At 72.2% G+C, this 15,454-nt stretch carries 15 protein-coding genes; 9 read left to right on the forward strand and 6 right to left on the reverse strand.

What is annotated here, in order from left to right; genetic code table 11:
• The first annotated feature begins 33 nt into the window (after nucleotides 1-33).
• Nucleotides 34-513, forward strand: coding sequence for a GNAT family N-acetyltransferase (locus F0L68_RS14785; RefSeq protein WP_149850125.1), 480 nt, complete (start codon nucleotides 34-36; stop codon nucleotides 511-513).
• A 12-nt stretch (nucleotides 514-525) separates the two neighbouring features.
• On the opposite strand, the gene F0L68_RS14790 is transcribed toward F0L68_RS14785, so the two are convergent.
• The 5 genes from F0L68_RS14790 to F0L68_RS14810 all read right to left on the reverse strand — a co-directional run bounded on the left by F0L68_RS14790 (nucleotide 526) and on the right by F0L68_RS14810 (nucleotide 3,363).
• Nucleotides 526-1,206 (reverse strand): GNAT family N-acetyltransferase, encoded by a 681-nt coding sequence (locus tag F0L68_RS14790; protein ID WP_149850126.1) that lies wholly within the window; start codon nucleotides 1,204-1,206, stop codon nucleotides 526-528.
• 50 nt (nucleotides 1,207-1,256) lie between these two features.
• Nucleotides 1,257-1,763 carry a DinB family protein gene (locus F0L68_RS14795; RefSeq protein WP_149850127.1) on the reverse strand — a complete coding sequence of 169 codons (507 nt, stop codon included), beginning with the start codon at nucleotides 1,761-1,763 and terminating at the stop codon, nucleotides 1,257-1,259.
• 35 nt (nucleotides 1,764-1,798) lie between these two features.
• On the reverse strand, nucleotides 1,799-2,323 hold the full coding sequence (locus F0L68_RS14800; RefSeq protein WP_149850128.1) for a GNAT family N-acetyltransferase: 525 nt from the start codon (nucleotides 2,321-2,323) through the stop codon (nucleotides 1,799-1,801).
• A 50-nt stretch (nucleotides 2,324-2,373) separates the two neighbouring features.
• Nucleotides 2,374-2,685: a DUF6191 domain-containing protein gene (locus F0L68_RS14805; protein ID WP_149850129.1), complete on the reverse strand. Its 312-nt coding sequence runs from the start codon at nucleotides 2,683-2,685 to the stop codon at nucleotides 2,374-2,376.
• 111 nt (nucleotides 2,686-2,796) lie between these two features.
• Nucleotides 2,797-3,363: a mycothiol transferase gene (locus F0L68_RS14810; RefSeq protein WP_149850130.1), complete on the reverse strand. Its 567-nt coding sequence runs from the start codon at nucleotides 3,361-3,363 to the stop codon at nucleotides 2,797-2,799.
• A 117-nt stretch (nucleotides 3,364-3,480) separates the two neighbouring features.
• Between F0L68_RS14810 and F0L68_RS14815 the strand changes: the two genes are divergently transcribed.
• Genes F0L68_RS14815 through F0L68_RS14850 form a run of 8 tightly spaced genes read left to right on the forward strand, consistent with a single transcriptional unit; the run spans nucleotide 3,481 to nucleotide 14,082 of the window.
• Nucleotides 3,481-4,092, forward strand: a complete 612-nt coding sequence (locus F0L68_RS14815) for a TetR/AcrR family transcriptional regulator (RefSeq protein WP_223198800.1) — start codon at nucleotides 3,481-3,483, stop codon at nucleotides 4,090-4,092.
• Complete coding sequence (locus F0L68_RS14820; RefSeq protein ID WP_149850131.1) at nucleotides 4,089-4,880, forward strand: TIGR03084 family metal-binding protein; 792 nt, start codon at nucleotides 4,089-4,091, stop codon at nucleotides 4,878-4,880. The genes F0L68_RS14815 and F0L68_RS14820 overlap by 4 nt, the downstream gene beginning before the upstream one ends.
• A 17-nt stretch (nucleotides 4,881-4,897) precedes the next feature.
• Nucleotides 4,898-6,574: an acyclic terpene utilization AtuA family protein gene (locus F0L68_RS14825; RefSeq protein WP_149850181.1), complete on the forward strand. Its 1,677-nt coding sequence runs from the start codon at nucleotides 4,898-4,900 to the stop codon at nucleotides 6,572-6,574.
• Nucleotides 6,571-7,752: an acyl-CoA dehydrogenase family protein gene (locus tag F0L68_RS14830; RefSeq protein ID WP_149850132.1), complete on the forward strand. Its 1,182-nt coding sequence runs from the start codon at nucleotides 6,571-6,573 to the stop codon at nucleotides 7,750-7,752. The genes F0L68_RS14825 and F0L68_RS14830 overlap by 4 nt, the downstream gene beginning before the upstream one ends.
• Nucleotides 7,749-9,359, forward strand: coding sequence for an acyl-CoA carboxylase subunit beta (locus F0L68_RS14835; RefSeq protein ID WP_149850133.1), 1,611 nt, complete (start codon nucleotides 7,749-7,751; stop codon nucleotides 9,357-9,359). The genes F0L68_RS14830 and F0L68_RS14835 overlap by 4 nt, the downstream gene beginning before the upstream one ends.
• Before the next feature lie 7 nt (nucleotides 9,360-9,366).
• Nucleotides 9,367-11,331 (forward strand): acetyl/propionyl/methylcrotonyl-CoA carboxylase subunit alpha, encoded by a 1,965-nt coding sequence (locus F0L68_RS14840; RefSeq protein WP_149850134.1) that lies wholly within the window; start codon nucleotides 9,367-9,369, stop codon nucleotides 11,329-11,331.
• Between the two features lie 8 nt (nucleotides 11,332-11,339).
• The gene (locus F0L68_RS14845) at nucleotides 11,340-12,497 is read left to right on the forward strand and encodes an acyl-CoA dehydrogenase family protein (protein WP_149850182.1); all 1,158 of its coding nucleotides are present in this window, start codon (nucleotides 11,340-11,342) and stop codon (nucleotides 12,495-12,497) included.
• Between the two features lie 16 nt (nucleotides 12,498-12,513).
• The gene (locus F0L68_RS14850; RefSeq protein ID WP_149850135.1) at nucleotides 12,514-14,082 is read left to right on the forward strand and encodes an AMP-binding protein; all 1,569 of its coding nucleotides are present in this window, start codon (nucleotides 12,514-12,516) and stop codon (nucleotides 14,080-14,082) included.
• A 134-nt stretch (nucleotides 14,083-14,216) separates the two neighbouring features.
• On the opposite strand, the gene F0L68_RS14855 is transcribed toward F0L68_RS14850, so the two are convergent.
• Nucleotides 14,217-15,125, reverse strand: coding sequence for a helix-turn-helix domain-containing protein (locus F0L68_RS14855; protein WP_149850136.1), 909 nt, complete (start codon nucleotides 15,123-15,125; stop codon nucleotides 14,217-14,219).
• Nucleotides 15,126-15,454 lie beyond the last annotated feature (329 nt).

Here is a 15,454-nt window from a genome sequence, read left to right on the forward strand (position 1 = left end):
GCGACCGTAATCATCCGCTGCGATGCTGCCTGGATGACCAGGCAAGAGCTGGATCGACAGATCCGCACGGCCGCAGCGGCCGACGCGGCCACCGTTGCCACGCTGTTGGACGCCTTCAATCGCGAATTCGACACGCCCACACCGGGAATCGAGATCCTCACCGCACGCCTGCGTCGCACCCTGACCGGCGGTGACCTGGTTGCCCTGCTGAGCGGCAACCCGGCCACCGGCGTCGCGGTCGTCTCCTTCCGCCCCGCCGTGTGGACCGACGGACCGGTGGCCCTGCTGGAGGAGCTGTACGTCCAGCCCGCCCTGCGCCGCCACCGCCTCGGCCACGCCCTGCTGGAAGCCACCTGTCACCTGGCCCGCACCCGCGGTGCCGAGGAACTACAGATCAACGTCGACGGCGTCGACACCGACGCCCGCCGCTTCTACGAAGCCCACGGCTTCCGCCACACCGAACCAGGTGCACCCGAACCGATGTACTTCTACTACCGCGACCTCACCGACTGAACGCCGACGGGATCAACCCGTGGCGGCCCTGGCGTTCCTGGCGATCAGGATGGTCGCGCGGCGCACCCAGCCCAACGCCGAATACAGGTGCTGGCCGTCCGCGCTGGCAATCAGCAACCCGGCCGTCGCGCCCCGCTCGCGCGCCCGCAGCACGAGGGCGCTCATCACCACGCTGGCCAGGCCGAGGCGCCGGTGCTCGGGGTCGGTGCGGATGTTGTGCGCGACGGCCTCGGTTCCGGCGACGCCCATGGTGCCCCTGGCCGCCACCGTCCCGGACGCGTCCCTGACCTCGGCCTCGATCACCGGCCCCGCCACCGTGGTGGTGACGGCGTACGGCTCGGGGGCGGCCTGCGTCGGGTGCCCGGCCAGGTCGGTGGTCATCAGCCACTCCGGCCGGTCCAGCAGCGTCAGCCCGGCGGCCAGCAGCACCGCCGTGGCCTCCTCGGGACGGTTGGTCGGCACGGTGAGCCAGTCGGCGTCGGCCGAGGCGGCGACCTCCTCGGCGAGGTCCCGCAGCGAGTCGGGGTCCTCGTCCGGGCGCACCGCGACGACCTCGCGGTGCCGGCCGGGCTGCCCGAGGACGACGTGCAGCCCGCCGCGCGCCTCCGCTGCCGGCGCGAGGCCCTTGGCCAGCCCCCATCCCAGCTGCCACTGGCGCACGAGATCGGGCAGCGACACCACGAGTTCGGTCATGACCCGAGCAGATCACACAAGCCCGACAACGATGTCCCTGCCGTCCCGAATCACGCTCCGACGGTCCCGTCGACTCCCTCGCGCAGGAGGTCGGCGTGGCCGTTGTGCCTGGCGTACTCGTGCATCATGTGCAGCATCACCAGCCGGAGCGACACGTCCTCGCCCCAGCGCGGCTGGTGGCCGATGACGTCGAGGGACTCCGCCTCCCGCTCGATCCGGCGGGAGTGCTCGACCTCCGCCTGCCAGGCCGCGAAGGCCTCGGACCGCGTCGACGCGCTCGCGTCGTAGGCGACCTGGTAGTCCATCTCGTCGGACCACACGAGCGGGATGTCCTCGCGGTTGATCACGCGGCGGAACCAGGTGCGCTCCACCTCGGCCATGTGCCGCACCAGGCCGAGCAGCGACAGCGTCGACGGCGGCATCGACTGCTCGCGCAGTTCGTCGTCGGTCAGGCCGTCGCACTTCATCGACAGCGTCGCGCGATGGAAGTCGAGGAAGGCGCGCATCATCTCGCGCTCGTCCGCGATGCTGGGCGGGCCGATTCGTTCGGTGGTCACGGCGGACGCTTCCCTTCGACGACGAAGGTTCCACCCTATGTTGCGTCGTCGTTTCGCCCCAACGCGGTTTCCAGCAGCAGCACCGCGTGTTCGTCGCCGTCCCGCGTCGGTTGGCGGGTGAGCCCGGCGCGCTCCGCGACCGTGATGGCCGCGGTGTTCCATGGCCGGGTTTCCACCAGGACCGGCCACCCGGGGTGCACCGAGGAACCCGCTGCGACGGCCTCGCGCGCGGTCTCCGTCGCGATGCCCAGCCCCCGGAAAGCCGGGTCGACGCGGTAGTAGAGGTTCCAGCAGCGCCGGTCCCGCCAGAGCTTGGGCTGGACGCCGCCGAAGCCCGCGACCTGCCCGAGGAACTCGATGGCCCAGTAGCCGAGTTCGCCGCGATCCCACACGCGCGCGAAGTCGGCGAGGTAGCCGGCGGAGCTCGCCACGGCCGGCGGTTCGCGCGGCGGCTCCTCGGCAGCCCGCAGCGCGGTTTCGAGCGCGACGAACGCGTCGAGGTCCGCCATGGTGACGCGACGCAGGCGCAGCCGAGCCGTGGTCCGCTCCAGGGAAGCCATGGGGGAGAAGGTAATCCTCGTCCGGTGGCGAGGGCGTCCTGACCCGACCGCTATCGACCGGCCGCCCTGCCCTGGCCGAACTCCTCCGGCCGCAGGATCACGATCCCGCGATCCAGGTCGACCCCGTTCCTCGGCGGGGCGCCCTGGGCCTCCTCCTCGCGCATCATCGACATCGAGTCCCGGTGGTCGAGCTCGACGCGCTTCGTGCCGTAGAAGATCGCCGTGTACTCGTCGATGTAGGTCCCCGACAGCCGGGGCTTGGTGCGCTTCCTGCGCCGGTCCCGCATCAGCTCGTACGCGCCGACGACGACCAACAGCACCATCCAGCCGGGAATGCTCCACTCGAACAGCGCAGCCGCCATGCACCCGTAACGTCCATGCGCCCGAAGGAGTTCCGCGTCGCGAGCCGCCGCGGTACACGGACGCTGACCGGCGGAGGCGCGCTACCTCGCCGACTGCGGCCGACGACGGGGTCAGCCGACCCTGGCGCGCCAGCCGGCCGGCGGGTCCTCACCGACGCGCCCGTCGATGGCCTCGCGGAGCAGGTCGGCGTGGCCGGTGTGCCGGCCGTACTCCTCGATCAGGTCGCACACCAGGCGCCGCAGGCTGGCGCGGCGGCCGTCGGGCCACGCAAGATGGACGAGCTGGTCGAGTCCGCCGTCGGCCAGGGCGGCGTCGAGCCTGGCCCTGGACCGTTCGACGGTGTCGTCCCAGAGCGCGTAGAGCTGTTCCGGGGTGTCGTCGGCGGCCGAGTCGAAGTCCCAGTCGGGGTCGGTGGCCCAGTCGACGGCGTGCCACGGCGCGCCGACCGGCGCACCGCTGAGCTTGGTGCTGAACATCTGATCCTCGGCGCGCGCCAGGTGCTTGAGCAGGCCGCCGAGGGTCAGCGAGGAGGCACCGACGGAGGTCCGCAGCCCAGCCGGGTCGAGGTCGTCGGCCTTCCAGCGGAAGGTCGTGCGCAGACGCTCCAACGCGCCGACGAGGTGCTCGACCTCGGTGCCGGCGAGGGGCGGTTCCCAGGGGCGCTCGTTGTCGGTCATGGCGGCACCGTAGGTCTCATTGCGGACGTTCCGCTTCCGGAAGCCGTCGGATCCGTGTGGTCCGACAACTAAAAAGCAGTCTTGACTGTTTGTTAGTGAGCCAGCACACTCGAACCCGTGGTGACCGAGACGAGGCAACGGCAGGCGGACCGCAGTCGCGAGACCCGGCGCAAGCTGATGGTCGCGACCGTGGAGTGCCTGGTGGAGCGCGGCTGGTCGGGCACGACGACGACGCTGGTCGCGGAGCGGGCCGGGGTGTCTCGCGGCGCGCAGCTGCACCACTTCCGGACCAGGGGCGAACTGGTCGCCGCCGCCGTGGAGCACGTCGGTGCGGAGAGCGTCCAGCACCTCAAGGCCAGGGCCGAGCAGGTCGCCGACGCGGCCGACCGGACCACCGCCGTGGTCACGCTGATCGCGGACTTCTTCGCCAGCGACCTGTTCACCGCGGCCCTCGAACTGTGGGTGGCCGCGCGCACCGATCCCGAGCTGAGGACCGTGGTCGTGCCGCTGGAGGTCCGGCTCGGCCGAGAGACCCACCGGCTGACGGTCGAACTGCTCGGTGCCGACGAGGCGCGGCCCGGCGTGCGCGAGGCGGTGCAGGCCACGCTCGACCTCTGCCGGGGGCTCGCGCTCGCCAACCAGCTCACCGACGACAGCAAACGACGCGCCCGCATCGTCCGGCAGTGGGCGGCCATGGTGGACCAGGAACTGGGAAGGGCTGGCACATGATCGACGTCGCGACCGTGCTCGACGACCTCCGCGCCGAGGGCGAGGACCTGGACACGCTCGTCTCCGGCCTGCCCGACGACGCCTGGGGCACGCCGACCCCGGCGCAGGGCTGGAACATCGCGCACCAGATCTCGCACCTGGCTTGGACCGACCGGGTCTCGGTGCTCGCCGTCACCGACGGGACCGCCTTCGCCGACTCCGTCCGGACGGCGATGAGCCGGTCGGCCGACTACGTCGAGTCGACCGCAGCCGAGGGCGCGGCGCTGCCGCCCGCCGAGCTGCTGGCCGACTGGCGGGGCCGCCGGGCCGGGCTCGCCGCCGCGTTGGCCGACGTGCCGCCGGGGGTCAAGATCCCGTGGTTCGGGCCGCCGATGAGCCCCGCGTCGATGGCGACCGCGCGGATCATGGAGACCTGGGCGCACGGCCAGGACGTCGCGGACGCGCTCGGCGTGCGCAGGGAGCCGACCGCGCGGCTGCGACACATCTCGCACATCGGCATTCGCACCATGGGTTTCGTGTTCGCGCTGCACGACCTGCCCGCGCCGACAGATCCCGTGCGGGTCGAGCTGACCGGTCCGGCGGGGGAGGCGTGGAGCTGGGGGCCGGAGGACGCGAACGACCGCGTCACCGGGTCGGCGGTGGACTTCTGCCTGTTGGCCACGCAACGCCGGCACCTCGACGACCTCGCACTGACCGTGCGCGGCGAGACCGCGGCCCGCTGGCTGCCGATCGCGCAGGCGTTCGCCGGTCCGCCTGGGGCCGGTAGGAAGGCAGGGCAGTTCGCGTGATCGGCCGCGACCCCGACGTGCTGCGCGTCGGCAACGCCTCCGGTTTCTACGGCGACCGGTTCACCGCGTTCCGGGAGATGCTGGAAGGCGGCAGGCTCGACGTCCTCACCGGCGACTACCTGGCCGAGCTGACCATGCTCATCCTTGGCCGGCAACGGATGAAGGACCCGACGCGGGGCTACGCGAGCACCTTCCTGCGTCAGCTGGAGGACGGCCTCTGGCTGGCGGTCGACAAGGGCGTCCGGATCGTGGCCAACGCAGGCGGCTTGAATCCGGCCGGGCTGGCCGACGCGGTCCGCGAGCTGGCCGACCGGGTCGGCCTGCGCGTGCAGGTCGCCCACGTCGAGGGCGACGACCTGCTCGACCGCGCCGACGAGCTGGGCTTTCCCGGTGTGCTGACCGCGAACGCCTACCTCGGAGGCTGGGGCATCGCGGAGTGTCTCGCGGCCGGCGCCGACGTGGTGGTGACCGGCCGGGTCACCGACGCGGCGCTGGTCGCCGGGCCCGCGGCGGCGCACTTCGGTTGGGACAGAAGGGACTGGGACGCGCTGGCCGGCGCGACCGTGGCCGGCCACGTGCTGGAGTGCGGCCCGCAGGTGACCGGCGGCAACTTCGCGTTCTTCAAGGACCTGCCGAGCAAGGACGTGCCCGGCTTCCCGTTCGCCGAGCTGCACGCCGACGGCTCGGCCGTGATCACCAAGCACGCCGGCACCGGCGGCGCGGTCACCGTCGACACCGTCACCGCCCAGCTGCTCTACGAGATCGCGGGCCCGAACTACGCGGGGCCGGACGTGGTCGCCCGGTTTGACACCGCTCGGCTGACCCAGGACGGCCCGGACCGGGTGCGGATCAGCGGCGTGCGCGGCACACCGCCGCCGCCGACCGCGAAGGTCTGCCTCAACACGCTCGGCGGCTTCCGCAACAGCGCCACGTTCGTGTTGTGCGGCCTGGACATCGAGGCCAAGGCCGACGTGGCGAGGCGGCAGCTGGAGGCCGCCGTCGGCGCGGACGGGCTGACCTGGACACTGGCCCGCACCGACCACCCCGACGCCGAGTCGGAGGAGACCGCGAGCGCGCTGCTGCACGTGACGATCAAGACCACGGAACCCAAGCGCGCCAAGGAGTTCTCCCGCGCCGGCATCGAGCTGGCGCTCGCGTCCTACCCCGGCTTCCACGTCACCGCGCCGCCGTCGGACGGCACGCCGTTCGGCGTCTTCTCGGCCGCCCACGTCCCGCACGACGCGGTCGCGCACACCGCGGTGCTGCCGACCGGCCGCCGCGTGCCGGTGCCGCCGCCCGCCGAGACCAGGCCGCTGGACCAACCGGCCCCGGTGGCGCAGCCGCAGCCGCTCGCGGACGGCCCGACCCGCCGCGTCCCGTTGGGCCGCCTGGTCGGCGCGCGGTCCGGCGACAAGGGCGGCGACGCGAACCTCGGCGTGTGGGTGCGCGGCGACGACGCGTACCGGTGGCTCGCGCACGAGCTGACCGTGCCCCGGCTGCGCGAACTGCTGCCGGAGGCCGCCGAGCTCGCCGTCGACCGGTACGAACTGCCCGAGCTGCGGGCGCTGAACTTCGTGCTGCACGGCATCCTCGGCGACGGCGTTGCGGCCTCCACGCGGTTCGACCCGCAGGCCAAGGCGCTCGGCGAGTGGCTGCGGTCGCGGCTGGTCGACATCCCGGAGGTGCTGCTGTGACAGGAACATCGGTCGATGCCGAGCCCGTTACCGGCGACCTGTTCGAGACCGCAGAGCGTCGGCAGCTGCGCGAGTCGGTGCGCCGGTTCGTGACCGAGGAGGTCCGCCCGCACCTGGCCGACTGGGAGCGGGCCGGCGAGCTGCCGAGATCGCTGCACGAGCGCGCCGCCGAGGTCGGCCTGCTCGGCATCGGCTTCCCCGAGGCGGTCGGCGGCAGCGGCGGCACGCTGCTGGACACCGTGGTGCTGAACGAGGAGATCATCCAGGCGGGCGGCTCATCGGGGCTGATCGCCGGGCTGTTCACGCACGGCATCGCGCTGCCGCACATCGTCGACACCGGCGACCCCGGCCTGATCGACCGGTTCGTCCGGCCAACGCTCGCCGGCAGGCTGATCGGGTCGCTCGCGGTCACCGAACCCGGCGGCGGCTCGGACGTCGCCGCGATCCGCACCACCGCCGTCCGCGACGGCGACCACTACGTCGTCAACGGCTCGAAGGCGTTCATCACCTCCGGCTGTCGCGCCGACTTCGTGACGACGGCCGTGCGCACCGGCGGGCCGGGGCACGGCGGCGTCAGCCTGCTCGTCGTCGAGCGCGGCACGCCGGGGTTCACCGTGACCAGGCCGCTGGAGAAGATGGGCTGGCACTGCTCGGACACCGCCGAACTGTCCTATGTGGATGTTCGGGTGCCCGCGGCGAACCTGGTCGGTGAGCGGGACGGCGGCTTCGCGCTGATCATGCGGCAGTTCCAGGTGGAGCGCCTGTCGATGGCGGTGCAGGCGTACGCCACCGCGCAGCGCTGCCTCGACCTCGCCCTGGACTGGGTGCGGCTGCGTGAGACATTCGGCAGGCCGCTGGTCTCCCGCCAGGTGGTGCGGCACCGCCTGGTCGAGATGGCGCAGCGGACCGCGCTGGCCCGCACCTACACCAGGGAGGTCGCCGCGATGGTCGCCGGCGGCCGGGAGCGCGTCGCCGAGGTGTGCCTGGCGAAGAACTCCGCCGTGGACGCCTGCTCGTTCGTCGTCGACGCCGCCGTCCAGCTGCACGGCGGCGCGGGCTACCTGCGCGACGCCGAGGTGGAGCGGCACTACCGGGACGCCCGCATTCTCGGTATCGGCGGCGGCACCACCGAGATCCTGACGGAACTGGCCGCACGGCGAATGGGGTTCACGGCATGACAGCGGCACCACAGGCTCTGCGGTCCACAGTGGACACACGGTCGGACGACTACCGCCGCAACCGTGACACGCTGCTGGCCAAGCTCGCCGAGCTGGACACCGAGCAGGCCAGGGCGGTGGCCGGCGGCGGCGCCAAGTACACCGACCGGCACCGGGCCAGGGGCAAGCTGCTGGCCAGGGAACGGATCGAGCTGCTGCTCGACGAGGACTCGCCGTTCCTGGAGCTGTCCGCGCTGGCGGCCTGGGGCACCGACTACCAGGTCGGCGCGAGCGTGGTCACCGGCATCGGCGTCATCGAGGGTGTCGAGTGCCTCGTCGTGGCCAACGACCCGACCGTGCGCGGCGGCGCGAGCAACCCGTGGACGCTGCGCAAGACGCTGCGCGCCAACGACATCGCGCTCGCCAACCGGCTGCCCGTGGTCAGCCTGGTCGAGTCGGGCGGCGCGGACCTGCCGAGCCAGAGCGAGATCTTCATCCCGGGCGGCCGGGTCTTCCGCGACATCACCAGGCTCTCCGCCGCCGGCATCCCCACCATCACCGCGGTGTTCGGCAACGCCACCGCTGGCGGGGCCTACGTGCCTGGCATGTCCGACTACGTGATCATGATCAAGGACCGGTCCAAGGTGTTCCTCGGCGGTCCGCCGCTGGTGAAGATGGCCACCGGCGAGGAGGCCGAGGACGAGGCGCTCGGCGGCGCGGAGATGCACGGCACCGTGTCCGGCCTCGCCGACCTGGTCGCCGAGGACGAGGCGGACGCGCTGCGGCTGGCCAGGCGCGTGGTGGCCAGGCTCAACTGGCGCAAGCAGGGTCCGCCGCCCCGGCCCGAGGTGCGCGAGCCGCGCCTTGACCCGGAGGAACTGCTCGGCCTGGTGCCGACCGACCTGCGAGTGCCCTTCGATCCCCGCGAGGTCATCGCGAGGATCGTGGACGGCTCCGACTTCGACGAGTTCAAGCCCCGCTACGGCACGAGTCTGGTCACCGGCTGGGCGTCCGTGCACGGCTATCCCGTCGGCGTGCTGGCCAACGCGCGCGGCGTGCTGTTCAGCGAGGAGGCCCAGAAGGCCACCCAGTTCATCCAGCTGGCCAACGCCTCCGACACCCCGCTGCTGTTCCTCCAGAACACCACCGGCTACATGGTCGGCGCCCGCTACGAGCAGGGCGGCATCATCAAGCACGGCGCGATGATGATCAATGCGGTGTCCAACAGCAAGGTCCCGCACCTGACCGTGGTGCTCGGCGCCTCCTACGGCGCCGGCAACTACGGCATGTGCGGGCGGGCCTACGACCCGAGGTTCCTGTTCACCTGGCCCAACGCGAAGTCCGCCGTGATGGGGCCAGCGCAGCTCGCGGGCGTGCTGTCGATCGTCGCGCGGCAGGCCGCCGCCGCCAAGGGGCAGCCCTACCTCGACGAACACGACGCGGCCATGCGTGAGATGGTCGAGTCGCAGATCGAGGCGCAGTCGCTGGCGCAGTTCCTGTCCGGCCGCCTGTACGACGACGGCGTGATCGACCCCCGTGACACCCGCACCGTGCTCGGCCTGTGCCTGTCCGCGATCCACAGCGGACCGGTCAAGGGCGCGGACGGCTACGGCATCTTCCGGATGTGAGGCACCGATGATCTCGCGTTTGCTCGTCGCCAACCGGGGCGAGATCGCCCGCAGGGTGATCCGCACCTGCCGCGCGCTCGGGGTCGGCACGGTCGCCGTGTGCTCCGACCCCGACGCGGCCGCGACGTTCGTGGCCGAGGCCGACACGGTCGTCCCGCTGCCGGGAGCCACCCCGGCCGAGACCTACCTGCGCGGCGACGCGCTGGTGGCCGCCGCGCTGGCCGCCGGCGCCGACGCCGTGCACCCCGGCTACGGCTTCCTCTCGGAGAACGCGTCCTTCGCGCGGGCCGTGCTGGCCGCGGGGCTCACCTGGGTCGGGCCAGACCCGGACTGCATCGAGGTGATGGGCGCCAAGGTCGCCGCCAAGAAGCGGATGGCCTCTGCCGGCGTCCCGGTGCTGCCGGAGCTGGACCCGGAGTCCGTTATGGACGGTCAACTCCCGTTGCTGGTCAAGGCGTCCGCCGGCGGCGGCGGCCGAGGCATGCGGGTGGTCAGGTCGCTCGCCGAACTGCCAGAGCAGGTCGCCGCCGCCCGCCGCGAGGCGGAGTCGGCCTTCGGCGACGGCACGGTGTTCTGCGAGCCGCTGCTGGAGGGCGCGCGGCACATCGAGGTGCAGGTGCTCGCCGACCGGCACGGCACCGTGTGGGCGCTCGGCGAGCGCGAGTGCTCCATCCAGCGGCGGCACCAGAAGATCATCGAGGAGACGCCGAGCCCCGGCGTCGACCAGGACACCAGGGACCGGCTGTGCGCGGCCGCGGTGGCAGCGGCGCGGGCCATCGGCTACGTCGGCGCCGGCACCGTGGAGTTCCTGCTGTCCGCGACCGGCGAGTTCCACTTCCTTGAGGTCAACACCCGGCTCCAGGTGGAACATCCGGTCACCGAGTGCGTGTTCGGCCTCGACCTGGTCGCCTGGCAGCTCGCGGTCGCCGAGGGCGCGCGGCTGCCGGCCGACCCGCCGACGCCGAGCGGGCACGCCATCGAGGTCCGGCTGTACGCGGAGGACCCGGCGCTGGACTGGCGGCCGGCCAGCGGGCGGCTGCTGCGCTTCGCCGTGCCGGGCGTCGACGCGGAGTTCGCGGTGCCGCCGGGGCACGGGCTGCGGCTGGACAGCGGAGTCCGTGACGGCGACGAGATCGGCGTGCACTACGACCCCATGCTGGCCAAGCTGATCGCGTGGGGGCCCGACCGCGCGTCGGCGGCCCGCCGACTGGCCGCCGCGCTCGCCGGCACCCGCCTGCACGGCCTGGTCACCAACCGCGAACTGCTGGTCACCGTGTTGCGCCACAGGGACTTCCTCGCCGGCGACACCGCGACCGACTTCCTGGACACGCACGACCTCGCCGCGCTCGCCGCCCCACTGGCCGACGCGGACGCGGTGCGGCACAGCGCGATGGCCGCCGCGTTGGCCGAGGCGCACCGGCGGCACCGCGACCGCCCGGTGCTCGCCGGCCTGCCCATCGGCTGGCGAAACCTTGTCTCGCAACCCAACCGGACCTCGTTCACGCGCGACGAGGACACCATCGACGTGGAGTACCGGCACCCGGCGCCCGGCCTGGTGTCGGTGACCGACGGCCCCGACGGCGACCTGCACGTCGTGCTCGACCTCAGCGGGGTGCGGCAGCGGTTCGCCGTGGCCGGCTACGACACCGACCGGGGCAGGGTCGTCGAGGTGGACTCGCCGCTCGGGCCGGTCGCCCTGCTCACCGTGCCAAGGTTCCCCGATCCGACCGAGCGGACCGTGCAGGGCGCGACCGTCGCGCCGATGCCGGGCACCGTCGTGCGCGTCGCCGTCGAGGCGGGCCAGCGGGTCGAGGCCGGCGCGGAACTGCTCGTGCTGGAGGCGATGAAGATGGAACACCGGGTCGTCACGGCCTGCGGCGGGACCGTGGCCGAGATCCGCGTGGTGGCAGGCCAGCAGGTCGACGCCGGCGAGGTGCTCGCCGTGCTCGAACCGGAGGAGGAACAGTCGTGACGGACACCGTGAACTACACGGAAAGCGTTGAGCGCAGGGCGTTACGGGCCGCCGTCGCGGACCTCGGCGCGCGCTACGGCCAACGGTACTTCCTGGACAAGGCCCGCACCGGGGGCAAGACCACCGAGCTGTGGGCCGAGGCTGGCAAGCTCGGCTACCTTGGCGTCGCCGTGCCCGAGGAGTTCGGCGGCGGGGGCGGCGGCATCGGCGACCTGGCCGCGGTGTGCGAGGAACTGGCCGCGACCGGCTGCCCGCTGCTGCTGATGGTCGTGTCGCCGGCGATCTGCGCCACCGTGATCGCCAGGTTCGGCACGGACGAGCAGAAGCAGCGCTGGCTGCCCGGCTTCGCAGAGGGCACCACGACGATGGCGTTCGCGATCACCGAGCCGGACGCGGGCTCGAACGCGCACGAGCTGGCCACCTCGGTGCGCCGCGACGGCACGGACTGGGTGCTCAACGGCGGCAAGTACTACATCTCCGGCGTGGACGAGGCCGACGCCGTCCTGGTGGTCGCCCGGCACGTCGACGAGAACGGCCAGCGGCTGCTGCCCTCGCTGATGATCGTGCCGACCGACGCGCCCGGCTTCACCTTCCAGCCCATCGAGATGGACATCGTTTCGCCGGAGAAACAGTTCACCTGCTTCTTCGACGACGTCCGGCTGCCCTCCGACGCGCTCGTCGGCGCGCCGGACGCCGGGCTCGCGCAGATCTTCGCCGGGCTCAACCCGGAACGCATCATGGCCGCCTCCTTCTCCACCGGGATGGCCAGGTTCGCGCTGGACAAGGCCACCGCCTACGCGCGCACCCGCTCGGTGTGGGGCACGCCGATCGGCGCGCACCAGGGCATCGCGCACCCGCTGGCGCAGTGCGCGATGCAGCTCGAACTGGCCAGGCTGATGACGCAGAAGGCCGCCGCGCTCTACGACGCCGGGCAGGACAAGGCGGCGGGCGAGGCCGCGAACATCGCCAAGTACGCCGCGGCCGAGGCGTGCGCCGCGACCGTGGATCAGGCCATCCAGGTGCACGGCGGCAACGGCATCGCCAGCGAGTACGGGCTCGGCGCGCTGCTGACGGCCTCCCGCGTCAGCCGCATCGCACCGGTCAGCCGTGAGATGATCCTCAACTTCGTGGCGCAGCACACACTCAAGCTGCCACGGTCCTACTGAGCACCCTGGGGCGCCAATGGTCTTCGCGAGTCCGTTCCCCGACGTCGCCACCGTCGACGAGCCGGTGCACGTCCACGTCCTGTCCGGGGCGGCGGCGCGGGGCGATCATCCCGCGCTGATCGACGCGGGGTCCGGCGAGACCGTGACCTACGCCGAACTGGCCGGGTCGGTGGAGCGCCTCGCGGCGGGGTTCGCCGAGGCCGGGCTGCGCAAGGGCGACGTGCTCGCCTTGCACAGCCCGAACTCCGTGCTGTTCCCGGTCGTGCTGTTCGCCGCGTCCCGGCTCGGCGTCGTGGTCACCACGCTGAACGCGCTGAGCACGGCGGGGGAGTTGGCCACCCAGCTGGCCGACGCACGCGCCAGGTTGGTGGTGACCGTGTCCGCGCTGCTGCCGGCCGCGGTGGCCGCCGCGGCGCAGGCGGGCGTCGAGGAGGTGCTGGTCTGCGACACCGCCGAGGGACACCGTTCGGTCCAGGAGTTGTTGGCCAGCACCGCACCCGTGCCCGAGGTGCCGATCGACGTCGACAACGACCTGTTCGTGCTGCCCTACTCCAGCGGCACCACCGCGCGCCCCAAGGGCGTCATGCTGTGCCACCGCAGCGTGGCGACCAACATGGACCAGGTGCACGCCGCCTGGACGGAGATCGGGCCGGATACCAGGGCCATCGCGGTGCTGCCGTTCTTCCACATCTTCGGCATGGCCATGCTGTTCGACTTCCTGTCCCGCGGCGCGACGCTGGTGGTGCTGCCCAGGTTCGACCTCAAGCAGTTCCTTGCCGGGATCGCCGAGTACCGGGTCAACCGGCTGATCGTGGTGCCGCCCATCGTGCTGGGGATGGCCAAGCACCCCGCCGTCGACGACTACGACCTGTCCAGCCTCACCATGGTGTTCAGCGCAGCGGCCCCGCTCGACCCCGATCTCGCCGGGGCGTGCGCCGCGCGGCTCGGCGTCCCGGTCGTGCAGGGCTACGGGATGACCGAGCTGTCCCCGGGCACGCACCTGGTGCCCGACGGCGAGACCGACCCGGCGCCGGGCACGGTCGGCAAGCTGCTGCCCGGCACGCGGGCCAGGCTCGTGGATCCGGAGACCGGTGTCGACGTCGGCGCGGACGAGGTCGGCGAGCTGCTGATCAGCGGCCCCCAGGTGATGAAGGGCTACTTCGGCCAGCCGGAGGAGACCGACGCGGCCATCGACGCGGACGGCTGGCTGCACACCGGCGACCTGGCCAGCGTCGACGACAGGGGCAACTGGTTCATCGTCGACCGCGTCAAGGAACTCATCAAGTACAAGGGCTACCAGGTCCCACCCGCCGAGCTGGAGGCCGTGCTGCTGAGCCATCCCGGGATCGCCGACACGGCGGTCATCGGCCGCTACAACGCGGACGGTGACGAGGAACCGGTGGCCTTCGTGGTGCCGACGCCGGGAGCCGGGCTGACCGCCGAATCCGTCAAAGCCTATGTGGCCGAGCGGGTCGCGCCCTATCGGAAAGTGCGGCAGGTGGAATTTGTGGACGCGATACCCAGGGCCACCTCGGGCAAGATTCTTCGCCGCGAATTGCGCCAGCGACCGCCGTCGGCGATGTAATTTTCGCGCAGCACGGTATTTCGTGGCCCGGCATGCTCTTCCGGTGGCCGAGGGTCGATCGGCCGCCGGCGTGCCCGATCCATTCGACCGAGTGCGGCGCGAACCGTCAATATGGTCCGGCAGGTGGACGCGGGTCAGTGCTGCCAGCGCATCCCGAACACGCCTGGGCCGAAGCCGAGCGCCACCGCGTGCGCGTAACCCCAGGCGTCCACGGTGAGGTTGCGGTAGAACTCGGGGCTCCGCTCGCCGGGGGCCGAGGTGAACTGCTGGCAGCGGACCGGCCGCGCGGCCGGGTCGAAGCGGACCTCGAGCACGTACTCGCGCACCGGCAGCCGGAACCGCCGGCAGTAGCTGTCGTCGCCGGTCGGGTAGTGCGGCCCCGGATAGGCCAGCTCGTACTCCATCACTACCGTCTCGCCCCTGGCCAACGGCACCGCGAACATCAGCTCGGCGACCAGGACGCCGCTGGACTCGTCGGCGAGCACCTGCCCAAGGCGGGCCGATCGCAGCGCCCTGACCTGCGGCAGCGGGCCGCCGCGCGGGGCGCCGTCGTAGACGAGCACCCAGCGGTCGGCTCCGTCGCGCTCGGCCCGCAGCACCTGGCGCACGCGCAGGCTGCGGTGGCCGCCGTTCTCGGCGATCTCCACCCTGTCGTGCTGGCTGATCCGGCTGAGCAGGGCGTCGGAGCTGGTGTCGACCTTCGCCAGCAACTCGGCCAGCCGCTCGTTGCTGTGCCACAACGCCTCGATGGGCAGCACCGCGCTCGGCCCGTACCCACGGCCCCTCGGGCGCGGCGGGCCGAGCAGCGCGCCGAGCGCGCCGGCCGGCACGTCGAGCACGTCCTCCAGGTGCCGCAGGGCCGCCAGCGACTCCTGCCGTTCCGGGCGGCGGCGGCCGGACTGCCAGTAGCTCAGCGCCGCGATGCTGATCGGTGCGCCCTTGGCCGACAACCGTTGCTGGATTCGTTGCAGACTAAGGCCCTTGGCCTCGATCGCGGCGCGCAGCGCGTCCGGGAACGGCCCGGTGACAAGCAGATCGGCCAACGCTGCCCGGCTCGACCTCGGCGAATCGCAACAGGAAGTGTCGGGCCGCGAGGAAACGTCCGTGGCGGATTCTCGCACGACTGTATGGCCCGGCATCTCCACTCCCTGGTCACCTCGACACGGCCGCGACTCTACGGTGTCGAATAGTGTTCCGGGTACGGCCGATCGGGGTCCAGGACGCAATCCGGGTGATCACGCTAAGTGTGTGACCAAGCGGTAACCGGGATATTTTCCCGCTTTTCCGGGATGTGCATTGCGGGTGTCTGCGACGGATTCGCGTGAGGTGCACGCGCCGTTACCGCAAACGGCGGACACGCTGCTCCGTTCGA

The organism is Solihabitans fulvus (assembly GCF_008386585.1).
Lineage (GTDB): Bacteria > Actinomycetota > Actinomycetes > Mycobacteriales > Pseudonocardiaceae > Solihabitans > Solihabitans fulvus.